The sequence below is a fragment of the Entomohabitans teleogrylli genome (genome assembly GCF_001484765.1).
Classification (GTDB): Bacteria; Pseudomonadota; Gammaproteobacteria; order Enterobacterales; family Enterobacteriaceae; genus Entomohabitans; species Entomohabitans teleogrylli.
In genome coordinates this window covers 39,063-53,775 of the sequence record NZ_LLXO01000016.1, presented here as the reverse complement: position 1 = coordinate 53,775, position 14,713 = coordinate 39,063, and the positions used below count along the sequence as shown (strand labels likewise).

The 14,713-nt window shown below is 57.8% G+C and carries 10 protein-coding genes and 1 pseudogene; 3 read left to right on the top strand and 8 right to left on the bottom strand.

Translation table 11 applies throughout. The annotated features are described in order from the left end of the window. Positions 1-45 precede the first annotated feature (45 nt). Complete coding sequence (locus tag AQ981_RS18465; RefSeq protein ID WP_058913224.1) at positions 46-795, bottom strand: YnfC family lipoprotein; 750 nt, start codon at positions 793-795, stop codon at positions 46-48. A gap of 541 nt (positions 796-1,336) precedes the next feature. Here AQ981_RS18465 and AQ981_RS28560 point away from each other — a divergent pair. Further along, positions 1,337-1,441, top strand: a pseudogene (locus AQ981_RS28560) (hypothetical protein); the annotation flags it as partial. A gap of 43 nt (positions 1,442-1,484) precedes the next feature. On the opposite strand, the gene AQ981_RS18455 reads toward AQ981_RS28560, so the two are convergent. The 6 genes from AQ981_RS18455 to AQ981_RS18430 form a co-directional block, all read right to left on the bottom strand. Next, positions 1,485-2,372 carry an aldose 1-epimerase gene (locus AQ981_RS18455; RefSeq protein ID WP_058913222.1) on the bottom strand — a complete coding sequence of 296 codons (888 nt, stop codon included), beginning with the start codon at positions 2,370-2,372 and terminating at the stop codon, positions 1,485-1,487. Between the two features lie 12 nt (positions 2,373-2,384). Further along, positions 2,385-3,446 (bottom strand): zinc-dependent alcohol dehydrogenase family protein, encoded by a 1,062-nt coding sequence (locus AQ981_RS18450; RefSeq protein WP_058913309.1) that lies wholly within the window; start codon positions 3,444-3,446, stop codon positions 2,385-2,387. 22 nt (positions 3,447-3,468) lie between these two features. Further along, entirely contained in the window at positions 3,469-4,464 is a 996-nt protein-coding gene (locus AQ981_RS18445) for an ABC transporter permease (protein WP_058913221.1), read from the bottom strand. A 27-nt stretch (positions 4,465-4,491) separates the two neighbouring features. After that, the gene (locus tag AQ981_RS18440; RefSeq protein WP_058913220.1) at positions 4,492-6,015 is read right to left on the bottom strand and encodes a sugar ABC transporter ATP-binding protein; all 1,524 of its coding nucleotides are present in this window, start codon (positions 6,013-6,015) and stop codon (positions 4,492-4,494) included. A gap of 20 nt (positions 6,016-6,035) precedes the next feature. Further along, the gene (locus tag AQ981_RS18435; RefSeq protein ID WP_058913219.1) at positions 6,036-7,019 is read right to left on the bottom strand and encodes a substrate-binding domain-containing protein; all 984 of its coding nucleotides are present in this window, start codon (positions 7,017-7,019) and stop codon (positions 6,036-6,038) included. 193 nt (positions 7,020-7,212) lie between these two features. Next, a complete protein-coding gene (locus AQ981_RS18430) occupies positions 7,213-10,488 on the bottom strand; it encodes a DUF5107 domain-containing protein (RefSeq protein WP_058913218.1) in 3,276 nt (1,091 codons plus the stop codon). A gap of 115 nt (positions 10,489-10,603) precedes the next feature. Between AQ981_RS18430 and AQ981_RS18425 the strand changes: the two genes are divergently transcribed. Next, the gene (locus AQ981_RS18425; RefSeq protein ID WP_058913217.1) at positions 10,604-11,803 is read left to right on the top strand and encodes an ROK family protein; all 1,200 of its coding nucleotides are present in this window, start codon (positions 10,604-10,606) and stop codon (positions 11,801-11,803) included. Positions 11,804-11,858: 55 nt separating this feature from the next. Here AQ981_RS18425 and glyA read toward each other — a convergent pair whose 3' ends face one another. Further along, positions 11,859-13,112 carry a serine hydroxymethyltransferase gene (glyA, locus tag AQ981_RS18420; RefSeq protein ID WP_058913216.1) on the bottom strand — a complete coding sequence of 418 codons (1,254 nt, stop codon included), beginning with the start codon at positions 13,110-13,112 and terminating at the stop codon, positions 11,859-11,861. 380 nt (positions 13,113-13,492) lie between these two features. On the opposite strand from glyA, the gene hmpA reads away from it, so the two are divergent. After that, positions 13,493-14,683, top strand: a complete 1,191-nt coding sequence (gene hmpA, locus AQ981_RS18415; RefSeq protein WP_058913215.1) for an NO-inducible flavohemoprotein — start codon at positions 13,493-13,495, stop codon at positions 14,681-14,683. Positions 14,684-14,713: the final 30 nt, after the last annotated feature.

The window sequence follows — 14,713 nt, the reverse complement described above, 5'->3', positions numbered from 1 at the left end:
AGAGAGCGCATTGTCCGGCAGAGCGCCGGACAGTTGAGAGGAGGTTTAGTAGTAGGTCACCGCGTAACGAATACGCTCGACTTTTTTCTTTTCCAGGCCGTTTTGCTGGGTTGCGGTGACAAACCAGCATTCGGTGGGGTTGGACTTAGCGTCATAGCTGCACTTTTTCACCGACTGGTAGACCGGCTTGCCCTCGTCAAATCCCTCGGTAATATAGTCCCAGCCGTCGCTTAACTTTTTCTTCGGTTCCTGGATTAGCAAGAAATCCCGCTCATCGCCATAAAACACGATGCTTTTCGGCATTCCTTCCGCAGTATAGAAATATTCTTTGTAAACCCAGGCGTCCCTGGCCCCTTTCACTTTAACCAGAAATCCCTTGTCATAGATGTACTGTTTCGGTTCTTTACCCTCTCCGCTGACCTGAACTATCTGGCAGTCGCTGTTCAGGGAGATAACCCGCGATGCATCATAATTGGAGATCAAACGGTTGGTTTTCACATCGCGCACCAGCTTGATTTTACCGTTATTAATTGAGTCGACCTTTTCATAGCTGTTCAGACAACCTTTCTGATCGAAGCTGGCTTTGGCATACATCACCGGTTTGTTCTGATCGTTATACATCGCCTGCTCAAAGCTTTTCACCTGGCCGCGCAACGCATCAAAATCCAGCTCATTAGAAAAACTGGCCATGATCGGATTGAACGGTTCAGATTTCAGCGCCCCCAGGGCAGAAAAAGTGCTGAGCGCCATCGCCAGCCCCCCCACTATCACCCATTTTCCCGCCGGTTTCGCCATCCGTTGTTCTCCCTGGTTGCCTGTCTGGTGAGTCTTCGCTCTTTGTCAGAGCGCCATTTTACTTTGGCAAGCGCAATGCCCGGCGGTTCCCTGTTTTTTACAGGACAGGGCATTATCCGGCACTGACGGCACGCGAGCCGCCATATTCAGCATATAAAACTGTAGTCGAAAACAACACCGCGTAAGACTCTGCAATTTATTTGCAGGCTAATTTGTTAAGCAAACAGTTTTGTTTACATTAAATTAACATTGACCAGGCAAACATGCGATTATGAGGATAACGATAAAATAAACGCCACCTGAGCGGTCGGGCGCGACATTTCCGGTATGTCGCCCACCCCTTCCCGGGAATTAATTCAGCGTACTGGCGCCCTTCCATCCTGCCCCGGGCTGTATGGCGCGGCTGTCCTTCGGCGGCTTTTTTGAACCCTACGCTCTATTCCAGGCCGGCGATATCAGTACCGTCCTGGTGGCGGAACAGGCCTTTCATGCCGGCAGCGAGGGGATTTTTGGTCTGGCCGATCAGGCGACTTTCACCTGCGCCGCTTTTCCCGGGCTGTTTATTGACGCCAGCGTGCTGATGGTCATGCTGTCGGTCGGGATTTTCAGCCCAAAAACCCGCGGGGTTAGCCAGGAGAATATCTGATCTCACCGGCGCCCCACGAGTCTCTGGCTATCGTCGCCTTTATTTACCCGTATGCCTGCGCCTGCAGGCGCATTGTCAGGCGCGTCTCCTCGCCCGGCGCCAGCGGAATTAACCGACCGGCGCCGGGGCGGTGATGATCGTCCGGGGCGTGGCTCATCGGTTCAATGCAGAAGAAATCAAAGGCATAGCCGGGGTCAAACTGCGGATCCGAGACAAAAATAAAGTAGTATGGCGCCGGCGGCTCAGTACGCACCTGCAGCGCGCATCGCGCTTCCGGCCAGATAATCCGCGCAGCGCCATCCCAGCCGGCAATGCCGTTATTCACCCAGCGCCGCGGCAGTCCGGCGGGCTGGTTAAAATCCAGCCCGGTCGGGAGTTGCGGCTGAAAGTCGCCTGCCAGCCACTGCTCACGCTCCAGCCAGTAGCCGTTAGCCGGCGCCTGGAGAAGGGTTTGCGGCGTCAGGGGAAAGTAAGGGTGCCAGCCCAGGCCAAACGGCAGCGTTTCCGCGCCCCGGTTAGTCACCTCAAGGGTAACCTCCAGCGCGTCATCACCCAGACGGAAGCGCTGAACGGCGTCGTAGTGATATACACCGCTGCGCTGGCAACTGGTCAGCGTCAGTTGCCGATCGTCGTGAGCCACACAGCGCCATGCCGCCAGCCAGCCATCGCCGTGCAGATAATGACTGTCCCAGTCGGTGTTGGCCGCCAGTTGATATTCCCGCCCCGCGAACGTAAAACGGTTACCGCTCACCCGGTTAGCAAACGGCACCAGCGGAAAGCAGGACGCCGCCACCGCCACGCCATTTTTCTTTCCCGGACGCAGCAGGGCAACGCGCTCAGCGCCCCGTTTCCACCACAGCCCTTCTATCGTTCCGCCCTGGCTGGATACCTCCAGGCGCAGGGCGCTGTTTTCCAGCGTGAAAATTTCCATGCCCCCGCTCCGTTAATCCGGGAAGTTGATCACCACTTTGCCGCACTTGCCGCTGGCCATCAGCGCATAGGCCTCTCCCGCCTGCTCCAGCGTGAAGCGATGGGTGATGGCATTGCGCGGCCAGAGTTTCCAGTCCGTGAGATCGTGGGCGCATTTTTCCATATGGAACAGGCTGGTCACCCAGGAACCGATAATTCGCCGCTGGTGATGCATCAGGTCGGCGCTGACTTCAAACTCCACTTTCCCGGTTTCGCCGATATATACCACGCGCCCCCAGTCGGCGGTGGACTGTAGCGCCAGCAGGCGTCCGGTGGCATTACCGGAACAATCCAGCGCCACATCGGCCCCGCCATGGGTCTGTCCGGCGATAATCTGCGCCAAATCCGCAGTGGTCGCCAGATAGCCGTGATCCATCACCCCAAGCTGTTTCGCCATCGCCAGCCGTTCCGGCAGCATATCAACGCCGATAATCCGTTTGGCGCCGCGACCGCGCGCCAGCATCATCGCCATCATCCCCACCGGCCCCAGGCCGACCACCAGCACATTGTCGCTGCCGGAGACTTCGCCGCGTAAAATACCTTCATAGGCGGTTCCCACGCCGCAACTGATAAAGGCGCCGTCTTCATAGCTCAGGGCATCCGGCAGCAGAATTAGATCCTTTTCTTCCGCCAGCAGATACTCAGCGTGGCCGCCGTCGCGCTGCCAGCCATAGGCGGCTTTTCCTGCGCCGGTACAGGAAATCGGGAATCCGCGCCGGCAATTGGGGCAAAAACCGCAGCCGGAAATATGGTAAACCAGTACCCGATTGCCGGTTTTAAAATGGCGGCACCCCGGCCCGATAGCGACAATTTGCCCACAGGGTTCATGGCCATTGATAAACCCCTGGTACAGCGGCTTGTCCGGTGCCGCCGCGGTGGCGCGGTGTTTATAGTAGATATAGTGCACATCGCTGCCGCAGATCCCTGACGACTTCATTTTGATCAACACCTGGTTGATCCCGGGTACCGGAACCGGCACTTCCCGCAGTTCGACGGTAGAATTACCCGGCAAATAGGCCGCTAACATCGTTTTCATCATTCCCTCATTCTTCAATGTGTTAATTCTTTTTTGCGTTACGTTGAGTCAGCAAAATATTCGCCAGTACCGCCACGACGATGATCACCCCACGCACCACCTGCTGGAAAAAGGAGTTGATGCCCAGCAGCACCAGTCCGTTGCCGATCAGCGTGATCACCAGTACCCCCAGCAGCGTGCCGAACAGCGAGCCGCGCCCGCCTGATAATGCGGTCCCCCCCACTACCACGGCGGCAATCACGTCGAACTCCAGACCATTCGCCGCGCCGGCGTTTCCCGAACCCAGGCGCGCCGCCAGCAGGATGCCGGTAATCGCCGCCAGCAGACCGGACAGGGTAAAAATCACAATGCGCACCCGTTTAACGTTGATACCGCACAACTGGGCGGCGGTGGCATTGCCGCCGACGGCGAATACCGAACGTCCAAACGCGGTTTTACGGCTAATAAACACAAACAGCGCGAAAAAAATCATCATGATCAGCGCGGAAACCGGGATGCCGATAACCTGGCCGCCCAGCCAGTCCAGCACCGCGCTTTCATCAATCGGCACCGGCAGCGCATTCGTCATGAAAAGCCCCATGCCACGCAGCGCGCTCCACAGCCCCAGCGTGGCGACAAAACTCGGCACATTAAATATCCCGCGCAGTACCCCAGCCAGTGTCCCCAGCCCGGCGCCCAGCAGCAGTACCAGCAGGCAGGCCACCGCCAGCGGCACCTGTAACAGCAGCAATTCCGCCAGGCAGACCGAGACGAACGCCACCATCGGCCCGACGCTGACGTCGATTTCTCCGGAAATAATGATCAGCGTCATCGCCCATGCGGCGATACCGATCGTCGCGGCGTCACGCAGGACATTCATCTGATTATTCAATGAGATAAAGCCCGGAGCATTAAGAGTAAACACCAGATACAGAACGGCGATCACCGCCAGCAGCCCCATTTCATTGATGTGCTGACTGACAAGGTGTTTCAGCGTGCCGCGTTGAGATTCCGGCAAAGAAAGTGATGAGGCAGACATCGTAATTTCCTCAGGTTAATAACGCCGTCAGTGAACGGACAGAATGGCCGACATCAGCTCATCGGCGTTGACCGGGGCGACAAACTCGCGGGTAAGTACCCCGTGCTGCAATAGCAGAATGCGGTCGCAGACCAGCGGGAGTTCCTCCACTTCACTGGAGATAAACACCACGCTTTTCCCTTCCTGCGCCAGCTCGCGCACGATACGGTAGATCTGCTGTTTGGCTTCGATATCCACCCCGCGGGTCGGTTCGTCCAGCAGCAGAACCTGACTCCCCGCGTAAACCCAGCGGCCAATCACCACCTTTTGTTGGTTGCCGCCGGATAGCGTACCGACCGGCGTCACGCTGCTGGCCGCCTTTACCGACATGCGGCGCATGATCTCCCCGGTCAGTGCTTTGATACGCGGCCAGCGCAGTACTCCGCGGTCGCTGACCCGATGGCGGTTAGTTATCACGGTGTTCTCATCCACCCCCAACAGCGGGATGATACCGGCCTCTTTGCGGTTTTCCGGGGTGTAGCCAAAGCCGCGTTGTAACATATCGGCATAGTCTGGCTGCTCCAGACGCTGGCCGTTGAAGATAATCTCCCCCGCGGTGAAGGGCTCCAGCCCGACGATCGCCTTCAGCAATTCACTGCGCCCGGATCCCAGTAGCCCGGCGATGCCCAAAACCTCTCCGCGATGGAGAGTAAAAGAGATGTCATCCAGTCGCGGCGGATGGTTCAGATTGCGCACCTCCAGGACCGCATCGTCGCTGACGGCCCGCTGTACCGGAAGATCCGCGCTGTGTTCTCCGCCGAGCATCAGCTCCACCACCTGGTGGGTGGTGGTGTTTTGCAGCGCCACATCCCCGGCTACGCGACCGTCGCGCATGATGGTCGCCGAAGAGGCGATACGACGGATTTCGTCCATGCGGTGGCTGACATAAATCACCGCCGTGCCCAGGGCAGACATCTTTTTTACCGCTTCAATGACCAGTTCAACTTCGGCGCTGGCCAGCGAGCTGGTCGGTTCGTCGAGGATCACCAACTGTGGCCGGCCCTTCATCACCCGGGCGATCTCCACCAGTTGCTTTTGCGCCGGGCTGAGCGATTCCACAAGCGCCAGCGGATCCACGACGATCCCCAACTGGCTCAGGTTGTGGCGCGCCTGCGCCGCCATCTGGCTGAAATCGATCATGCCGCCGCGACGCGGCCATTCCCCAAGACACAGATTTTCCGCGACCGTTAGCCCCTCCACCAGGCTCAACTCCTGGTAGACCGCCCTGACGCCCAGCGCAGCGGCGCGGCGGGTCAACGTGGCCTCGCGGCCTTCGAGCAGTGTGCCGGACAGCGTCACGCTACCGCTGTCCAACTGTTCACTCCCGGTCAGCATGCGGATCAGCGTCGATTTACCGGCGCCGTTTTTCCCTAACAGGGCGCGTACTTCTCCTCTGCGCAGATGGAAAGTCACATTATCCAGCGCCACTACGCCGGGGTAGCGCTTACAGCCATTGAGGATACTGGCCACCGGCGCGGCGTCATCAGCCTGTTGTGTTAATACCGCTGTCATACGCCCTCCTTGAGGAAGCCTTACGGTAAACCATCAGGATGGGTTTTCAGCCACTGGCTGCCGTCTTCCGGTTTGCCGTACAGATCAATCGCCACCGGAATCACTTTATTTTCCGGCGGGGTGTGATTGAGCAGGTTGAGGGTCTGAGCGAACACTTCAGTACCCATTTTCTTGCCAGAAATATCGACGACCGCTTTCAGCACCTGGAAGTCCGCCAGCTCCTGGGCGATTTCCGTGGTCATATCGGAACCGAACACCACCACTCTTCCCGCTTTGTTCTGGTTGCGCACCGCTTTGACAGCTCCGAGGGTCGCGCCTCCCGATTCGCCCATAATGGCGTCGATATCCGCAGAGGAAATCAGCAGCTTCTCGCCAACTGAAATCGCTTTGTCCAGTACCGTCCCTTCCTGGTTAGCCACAATTTGCATCCCCGGCACCCGGGCCTTTAGCGCTTCTTCAAACCCTTTGCGGCGCTGGACGCAGACTTCAAACGCCTCACAGTTAATGACCGCGATTTTCGGGTGGCTGATATTCGCGGCAAGGAAATAATCGGCGGCGGCGTTACCCAGTTTGCGACCAAACTCCAGTGGATCGCCCACCAGGTAAGCGGCGACGTATTTCTCCACGCCTTTGGCATTAATACAGGTGTTGTAACAAATCACCGGGATCCCGGCTTCGCTGGCGCGACGTACCGTTCGGCTACTGCCGTTTTCCGAAACCGCTGACAGAATGATGGCATCCACATTGCGCGCCACCAGGGTATCGATAAAAGAGCTCTCTTTAGAAATATCGCCCTGCGCATTGGTTTCAATCAGTTGTACCTTAACGCCAGAGCGGGCGGCGGCATCCTGAACGCCCTGGCGTACGCCGGCGTAATAGCCCTGGGTATCCAGATAAATGGCGCCGACGGTAAGGGTCTTTTCCGCTGCAACGACCGTGAGTGCGGTACTTGCCAAACACAGCATGCACAAAGAAAAAACCCAGGTTTTGACTTTTCCGAACATACCTTGCCTCCGTAGGGTTGGACTCTGAACCCGCTCCTTAAAGGTATTCGGGCGAGTTCTTAATAATTATTTTCCTGAGGTTGACCAGTGGGTTAGCGATTATCACCCGCCAGGCTTACGGATAGTTCACCCAGTGTAAACATCTCTCTGGCGAGCGGCGCTCATGCCGCTCGCAGATTACAGTTAACGGGGTTTAGTGAACCAGCGACCACAGCGGCTCCATCGCCAGGTTAAATAAACAGGCCTTTGGCCAGGCAGGATTGCTGGCGGTAAGGCGATCGCGCAACTGCTGCCAGCGCGCTCGCTCGCCAGACCCGGCCGCCGCCAGCGCCTGAATAAACAGACATTTCTCGCGGTGCGCCTGAATCAGATCGCTATCCAGAGCCAGCAGATCCGGCTGCGATACCGCGAAGAAGTCCGCCTCCACCTCGCTGTCCGCCATCTGTTCGGCCCAACGCCGCATCGCGGCGAATAGCTCGTCAGCCTGCGCCTTCTCACCCAGCATCCGCAGCGCCATCCCCTGCCAGAACAGGTAGTCCACCGGTTGGTCGTTGTAATAACTGTGTACATTGATGGTACGGTCACCTTGCGTCGCTTTGCGCAGATACTCCTCGCTCAGCGCCGACTGACCGGCGGACCGGGCGCAGACCCCGAGCCAGAACCAGATATCGTTATCCGTCTGCCCCGGTAGCCGCCCTTCGCTCAGGTTCAGCGGATAGTGCAGCGCCTCATGGAGCAGTTCGCTGGCCTGCCCATAGCGCCCTGCGGAAATCGCCTGAATACCGCGCAGCAGGCGATTGAGAACATACTGGCCGGTTATCTTGCCCTCCCCGCCCTCCCAGGGGTGGAATTTGCGCCGGGCCAGTACCTGCGCCGCCCTGTCCAGTTCGCCGGCGTGGTGCCACAGGCCGAGTAGTTCGGCGGTGAGATCGTCGCGGGCCAGCGCGCACTCCAGGCTGTCCTCCAGCCGCGCGAGGCGATCTGCCGGCGCGGCACCGGTCAGCTTATCCAGCAGATCGCGCTCAAACAGCAGCCGGGCATCCCGAGGCTGTAGCCGGCAGGCGGTGTCGAGATATTGTGCCGCTGCCGCGGCATCACGCCGTTTATTCCAGGCGTGAATCGCCAGCCCGCGCCACGCGTCGGCAAAATCAGGCTGCCTGTCGCAGCACTGGCGCCACAGCGCCAGTGCTTTGTCATAGCTGCGTTTGCTGTAGTAGAAGCAGGCCAGCAGATGGTGCGCGAAATAGCATTCGTCCAGCTTTTCCAGCATCGCCACTTCATCCAGGGTATTCGGGAAACGGACAAAAGCGGGGAATGCGCGTCGGGCCTCAGCCAGCAGCGCGCTGCGCTGTGTCGCGGGCAACAGGCTGGCCTGGAGATAACGCGGCAGCGTACAACAGCAATCAAGCATCGCCAGCGCCTCCCGCGCCAGCTCATCCATCCCCCAGTTCAGCAACTGGTTGGCGGTGAGTAACGCATTGATATCGCGCTGGCCGGCGATGCGCCGCCAGGCGACGAGACTCTGTTCATCTCGCTGCTGGTGCCACCGTAGCCAGTACAGGGTGGTATTCAGCGGGTATTGGCGCAGGCTCTCTGTTAGCTGGCGCTGCGCGTCGGCGATTTTTCCACTGCGCGTCAGCAGCAGGATTTGCAGACAGATAGCCTCCTGATTGGAGGGGAGGGCCAGCAGGCTGTGCCGGCAAAATTCCAGACCTTCGTCATCAGCGCCGCTGCGCGCGGCCAGACGCGCCAGCCCGTAATAACCGGCAGCTTTACTATTGCCGCTCCAGACCGCGCGCCAGAAATCTTCCCGCGCCGCCGACCACTGCTGCTGGCGTTCCCGGGCGCAGGCGCGGATCAGGCTGGCCAGGCCGCACTGCGGGTTTTTGTTCAGCGCATGGGCGCGCCGCAGCGCCTGCGAGGCATAGCGTACCGCCGCAGAATAATCGGCACGATTGTATTCCAGCGTCGCCAGCGCCAGGTTACAGCGGTAATCCAGCGCATCAATCTCCAGCCCGCGCAGGTAGTAATCAAAGGGCGAGCGACTGGCGTGGTGGTACTGCTCCAGATGCTGGCCGATAAACCAGGCTTCGTCGCTGCTGGTAATGGCCGCAGCCGCCAGCGGCGCCTGCGCGACCTCCGGCAGCGGTACCGCCTGAGGCTGGTGCTCGACATAACACAGTGCGGCTTTACCGTCGGCATCATACAGCGTGATAGTCAGCCGCCCTGCTACCTCAGCGGCCAGCGTCCCTTTCAGCACCTCGCAGGGGGCAAGATTGATAGGCTCGTCAAGGAGCGTACGCCGCGTATCGCAGACGATCAACCGCCATCCTTCCAGCGGCGCAATAGCATACGCGCCCCAGATAACCCCCGCCTCGCCCCGCTCCAGTTTCAGTACCGCGTCAGTGCAGGCGTTCTGCACCATGCCCAGCGTGTGGTAAGGCAGGAAATACTGGACGAAGCGCTTTTCTTCAAACGGATCAAGCCAGGTAAAATCCGGCTGATTATCGGCGTAAATTCCGGTCATCAACTCGATATATGGGCCATTTTCATCGGTCAGATTGCGGTCCCAGGCCTGGCCGAATTCGCTATAGCCCCAGCTCCACTGTTTCTTGCCCGGCGCAATATGGTGGTCGGCAATATGTAATAGCCCGCCGTCTTCATCGTGGCACCAGGCGCCGACAAAATCGTATTCTGATTTTTCCGCCATGTAGGAGGTCGGCACCGGAACGTTCTTATAGCGCGAGATATCCACGCCGGCGGAGTAATCCACTTTGTAATAGGTACCGGTCGCGATCGGGAAAGATGACACCGCGCGTTTGCCGTGGTCGAATACCGCGGTGACATCCGGTGGAAATACGCTCTGGTGACCATCGCCGCCTTTTACCGCCGGATTCGCCCACCACAGGAAGTGGCGCGGCGTGTTATTGGCATTAAAGACCCGGCTGCTGATTTCCAGCGCCGCACGCTGTGGATGCAGCGTAAAGCCGGTCATGACCTGCAAACCGTGCATCGGCTCCGTTTCGCCAACCCACACCGTCGCCGAGCCGTCGTCACTCTCATGAAGCGTAAAGTCCACCGGCATAAAAGTGGTGGGACGGTGATGCTGCGGCCAGTTAAACTCAATGCCACCAGAAATCCATGGCCCGAGCAATCCGACCAGCGCCGGCTTGATCACATCATTGTGGTAGACGAAATCACGCTGTTTGACTTTATCCCACGCCCGGTGAACGCGCCCGCCAAGTTCCGGCAGGATCATAATCTTCAGGTAGTCGTTTTCCAGCCACACCGCCTGCCAGTTTTTCTCTACCCGGGAGTCGGTCAACGTATCCGTCACGCCGTAGGGGTAAACCGCACCGGATGACCCCTGATAAACCCGATGCTCGAGAAACATAGGATGGACATCCTGCGGCCCCGTTTCATACGCCGGAATGGCGACCCACTCCTGCCACACGTTTACCTTATTCATAACACCCTCAAAGTAAATAAAAGATACTGAAGTAACACAATGAGGGCAGTCTAATAGACTTAATCGGCGCCTTTTTGCACAATAATCACGCAATAAACTAAACAGAGTTTAATGAATGGCGAGAGTAAGCATTAATAACCAGCATATCCGCCGCTATAACAAATGTGTGCTGCTGGAACATTTATACCGCGAGAAATGCGCCGCGAAATCCACCCTTGCGCGCCTGGCGCAGCTTTCCATTCCGGCGGTCAGCAAGATTCTCGACGAACTGACCGCAGAACAGCGCGTGATACAGCAGCCTGCGCCGCAGCGCCAGCGCGGCCATAGCGCAGGGCTGTATCAGATAACGCCACAGGGCGACTGGATTTTGTGTATGGCGGTCACCCCGCGCTATATTGAAAGCCAGCTGGCGGATGCCCGGCTGGTGCCACAGGGCGGTTTCCGGCGCGATGCGGTAAACGCGCCAACGCCGCAGGCGCTGCTCGCCGAAATCGAAAACCACTGGCGCCGCCAGTGCAAACTCTGGCCCGGGCGAACCATTAATCTTGCCCTGGGCGTTCACGGCCAGGTCGACCCGGTGACCGGCGCTTCGCAAACCATGCCCCAGGCGCCATGGAAAACCACGCTGGAAATAAAGTATCTGCTGGAAGAAAAGCTCGGCATCCGGGTACTGGTCGACAACGACTGCGTCATGCTGGCGCTGGCGGAAAAATGGCAGAACGCCGCCGCCCCTCAGGACTTTTGCGTGATCAACGTTGATTATGGCATTGGCTCTTCGTTCGTTATTAATCACCAGATTTACCGCGGCAGCCTGTACGGTAGCGGCCAGATAGGACATACCATCGTCAATCCGGACGGCCTGCCCTGCGATTGCGGGCGCTATGGCTGTCTGGAAACGATAGCTTCCCTGAACGCCCTAAAAAAGCAGGCGCGCACCTGGCTGAAAACCCACCCCAACGCCGGCGGTGGGCTGGACCCCGCAGCGCTCACCTCAGAGCAGCTCATCCAGGCCTGGCAGGACGGCAATCCCTGGCTACAGACATGGGCCGACGGCGCCGCCAGCGCTATCGGGCTGAGCCTGTATAATTTTCTCAATATCCTGAATATTAACCAGATCTGGCTGTACGGACGCTGCTGCGCGTTTGGCGAGCCCTGGCTGGACGCCATCCGACGTCAGTCAGGCTTTAACCCTTTCGACCACGGCGACGCCCCGAAAAGCCGGGCCACTCAAATTGAGTTCGGCCGGCTAAACCGCGCGCAGCAGGTGTTAGGCATTGGCTATCTGTATGTGGAAGAGATGCTGAACGCGATATAAAAAACCCCGCAGCAATTGCCGCGGGGCCGATAACAGACGAGATGCTAAAGATAAATCAGGCGTAAACCGGGAAGCGGGCGCAGATATCCAGCACCTGTTTCCTGACGCGCTCAATCACTGCTTCATCATTGATGCTGTCCAGCACATCGCACATCCAGCCGGCCAGTTCTTTCACTTCCGCTTCTTTAAAGCCGCGACGGGTAACGGCTGGGGTACCTACGCGAATACCGGAAGTCACGAACGGACTCTTCGGATCGTTCGGCACACTGTTTTTGTTTACGGTGATGTTAGCGCGACCCAGAGCGGCGTCTGCTTCTTTACCGGTCAGGTTTTTGTCCACCAGATCGAGCAGGAACAGATGGTTTTCGGTACCGCCAGAAACCACTTTGTAGCCGCGCGCTTTGAACACCTCGACCATCGCTTTGGCGTTTTTCGCGACCTGCTGCTGGTAGGTTTTAAATTCAGGCTCCATCGCTTCTTTAAGCGCTACCGCTTTACCGGCGATCACATGCATCAGCGGGCCGCCCTGGCCGCCCGGGAACACCGCGGAGTTGAGTTTTTTGTACAGCTCTTCGCTACCGCCCTTCGCCAGGATCAGGCCACCGCGCGGACCCGCCAGAGTTTTGTGAGTGGTGGTGGTCACCACATGCGCGTGCGGCACCGGGTTCGGATAAACGTCAGCGGCGATCAGACCGGCTACGTGAGCCATGTCGACAAATAGATAAGCGCCGATACTGTCGGCAATTTCGCGCATTCTCGCCCAATCCACTACGCCGGAATAGGCAGAGAAACCGCCGATGATCATTTTCGGTTTGTGGCGTTCAGCCTGTTTTGCCAGATCGTCATAGTCGATCTTGCCGGATTCATCGATGCCGTAAGGAACAATATTGTAGAGTTTACCGGAGAAGTTAACCGGGGAACCGTGAGTCAGGTGGCCGCCGTGGGCCAGGTTCATGCCGAGAACCGTATCGCCCGGCTCCAGCAGCGCGGTATAAACAGCGAAGTTAGCCTGAGAGCCGGAATGCGGCTGAACGTTAGCGTAATCGGCGCCGAACAGCGCTTTAGCGCGATCGATAGCCAGTTGCTCAACGATATCCACATATTCGCAGCCACCGTAGTAGCGCTTGCCCGGATAGCCTTCAGCATATTTATTGGTTAACTGAGAACCCTGCGCCTGCATGACGCGCGGGCTGGTGTAGTTTTCGGAGGCGATCAGTTCGATATGCTCTTCCTGACGTACTTTTTCCTGCTCCATAGCCTGCCATAGTTCGGCATCATAATCGGCAATGTTCATTTCACGCTTTAACATCCGCATCTCCTGACTCAGCTAACAATAATATTCATCATCAGACCTTTCCCGGCCACGCGGTTCCGGGGGAACAACAGCGGCAGCGATAACCATCGGTGGGGGTCTTTCAGGCAACGGTGAACAGTATAACTGATTAAAATTGTGATAACAGGTCTTGACAAAGGTTTTTACGCAAACGATTGGCTGGCCGGAATACAAGGGTTTTTCGCCGATAAAAGCGCCTGCGGGTCAACGGATTTCTTTTCAGGTTGATGATGCGAAATTTTCATGTCCGACGCGAGATAACATAAATCAGCAAACCCCATTTACAAGCCAGGGGTATTTTTTATAAGATTCATTAAAAATACAACTTTAAATAACAGTGTACTAAGGAAGCTCTTATGTTAGACGCGCAAACCATCGCTATTGTGAAATCCACCATCCCGGCGCTGGCGGCAACCGGCCCGAAACTGACGGCCCACTTTTATGACCGGATGTTTAAACACAATCCGGAGCTCAAAGACATTTTTAATATGAGCAACCAGCGTAATGGCGATCAGCGCGAAGCGCTGTTCAACGCCATCTGCGCGTATGCCACCAATATCGAGAATCTTCCGGCCCTGCTGCCGGCAGTGGAAAAAATCGCTCAGAAACACACCAGTTTTCAGGTAAAATCGGAACAATACCACATTGTCGGCAGCCACCTGCTGGCGACGCTCGACGAGATGCTCAGCCCCGGCCAGGAAGTACTGGACGCCTGGGGCAAAGCTTACGGCGTGCTGGCTGACGTATTTATCCAGCGCGAAGGGGAAATCTATCAGGAACACGCGGATAAAAATGGCGGCTGGCAGGGCACGCGCCCGTTCCGTATCGTCAGCAAACAGCCGCGCAGCGCCCTGATCACCAGCTTTGAATTTGAACCGCTGGACGGCGGCGCAGTCGCAGATTACCAGCCGGGTCAATATCTCGGTATCTGGATTAAACCGGAAGGCTTTGAGCATCAGGAAATTCGCCAGTACTCCCTGACCCGCCGGCCGGACGGTAAAGGCTATCGCATCGCCGTGAAGCGCGAAGCGCAAGGCCAGGTATCAAACTGGCTGCACGACCACGCCCGCCCCGGCGATGTCGTGCAACTGGTCGCTCCCGCCGGGGATTTCTTCCTCGTCGTGGAACCCGGCACGCCTGTCACCCTGATCTCCGCCGGCGTCGGCCAGACGCCGATGCTGGCAATGCTGGATACGCTGGCGAAAAACCGCCACCAGCCGCGGGTCAACTGGTTCCATGCCGCGGAAAACGGCGCCGTACACGCTTTCGCCGACGAAGTGGAGACGCTGGGCAATACGCTGGCGGATTTCAGTCGCCATGTCTGGTACCGGATGCCAGATCGGCAGGATCGCCAACTGGGGCGATTCGACAGTGAAGGAATGATGGATCTCAGCCCGCTGGAGAGCGCCTTCAGCGTTCCGAATATGGCATTTTACCTGTGTGGACCGGTCGGCTTTATGCAGTATGCCGCGGGGCAGTTAGTAAAGCTGGGTGTGGATAGCGCGCGTATTCACTACGAATGCTTCGGGCCGCATAAAGTTCTGTAAGAACTCTGCGGCTCCCCGGCCCTGACGGGC

Bases quoted from the DNA above. Each gene is read 5' to 3' on its own strand.
- AQ981_RS18450 (WP_058913309.1), bottom strand. From the start codon at position 3,446: ATGAAAACGATGTTAGCGGCCTATTTGCCGGGTAATTCTACCGTCGAA.
- hmpA (WP_058913215.1), top strand. From the start codon at position 13,493: ATGTTAGACGCGCAAACCATCGCTATTGTGAAATCCACCATCCCGGCG.
- AQ981_RS18465 (WP_058913224.1), bottom strand. From the start codon at position 795: ATGGCGAAACCGGCGGGAAAATGGGTGATAGTGGGGGGGCTGGCGATG.
- AQ981_RS18455 (WP_058913222.1), bottom strand. From the start codon at position 2,372: ATGGAAATTTTCACGCTGGAAAACAGCGCCCTGCGCCTGGAGGTATCC.
- glyA (WP_058913216.1), bottom strand. From the start codon at position 13,112: ATGTTAAAGCGTGAAATGAACATTGCCGATTATGATGCCGAACTATGG.
- AQ981_RS18430 (WP_058913218.1), bottom strand. From the start codon at position 10,488: ATGAATAAGGTAAACGTGTGGCAGGAGTGGGTCGCCATTCCGGCGTAT.
- AQ981_RS18440 (WP_058913220.1), bottom strand. From the start codon at position 6,015: ATGACAGCGGTATTAACACAACAGGCTGATGACGCCGCGCCGGTGGCC.
- AQ981_RS18445 (WP_058913221.1), bottom strand. From the start codon at position 4,464: ATGTCTGCCTCATCACTTTCTTTGCCGGAATCTCAACGCGGCACGCTG.
- AQ981_RS18425 (WP_058913217.1), top strand. From the start codon at position 10,604: ATGGCGAGAGTAAGCATTAATAACCAGCATATCCGCCGCTATAACAAA.
- AQ981_RS18435 (WP_058913219.1), bottom strand. From the start codon at position 7,019: ATGTTCGGAAAAGTCAAAACCTGGGTTTTTTCTTTGTGCATGCTGTGT.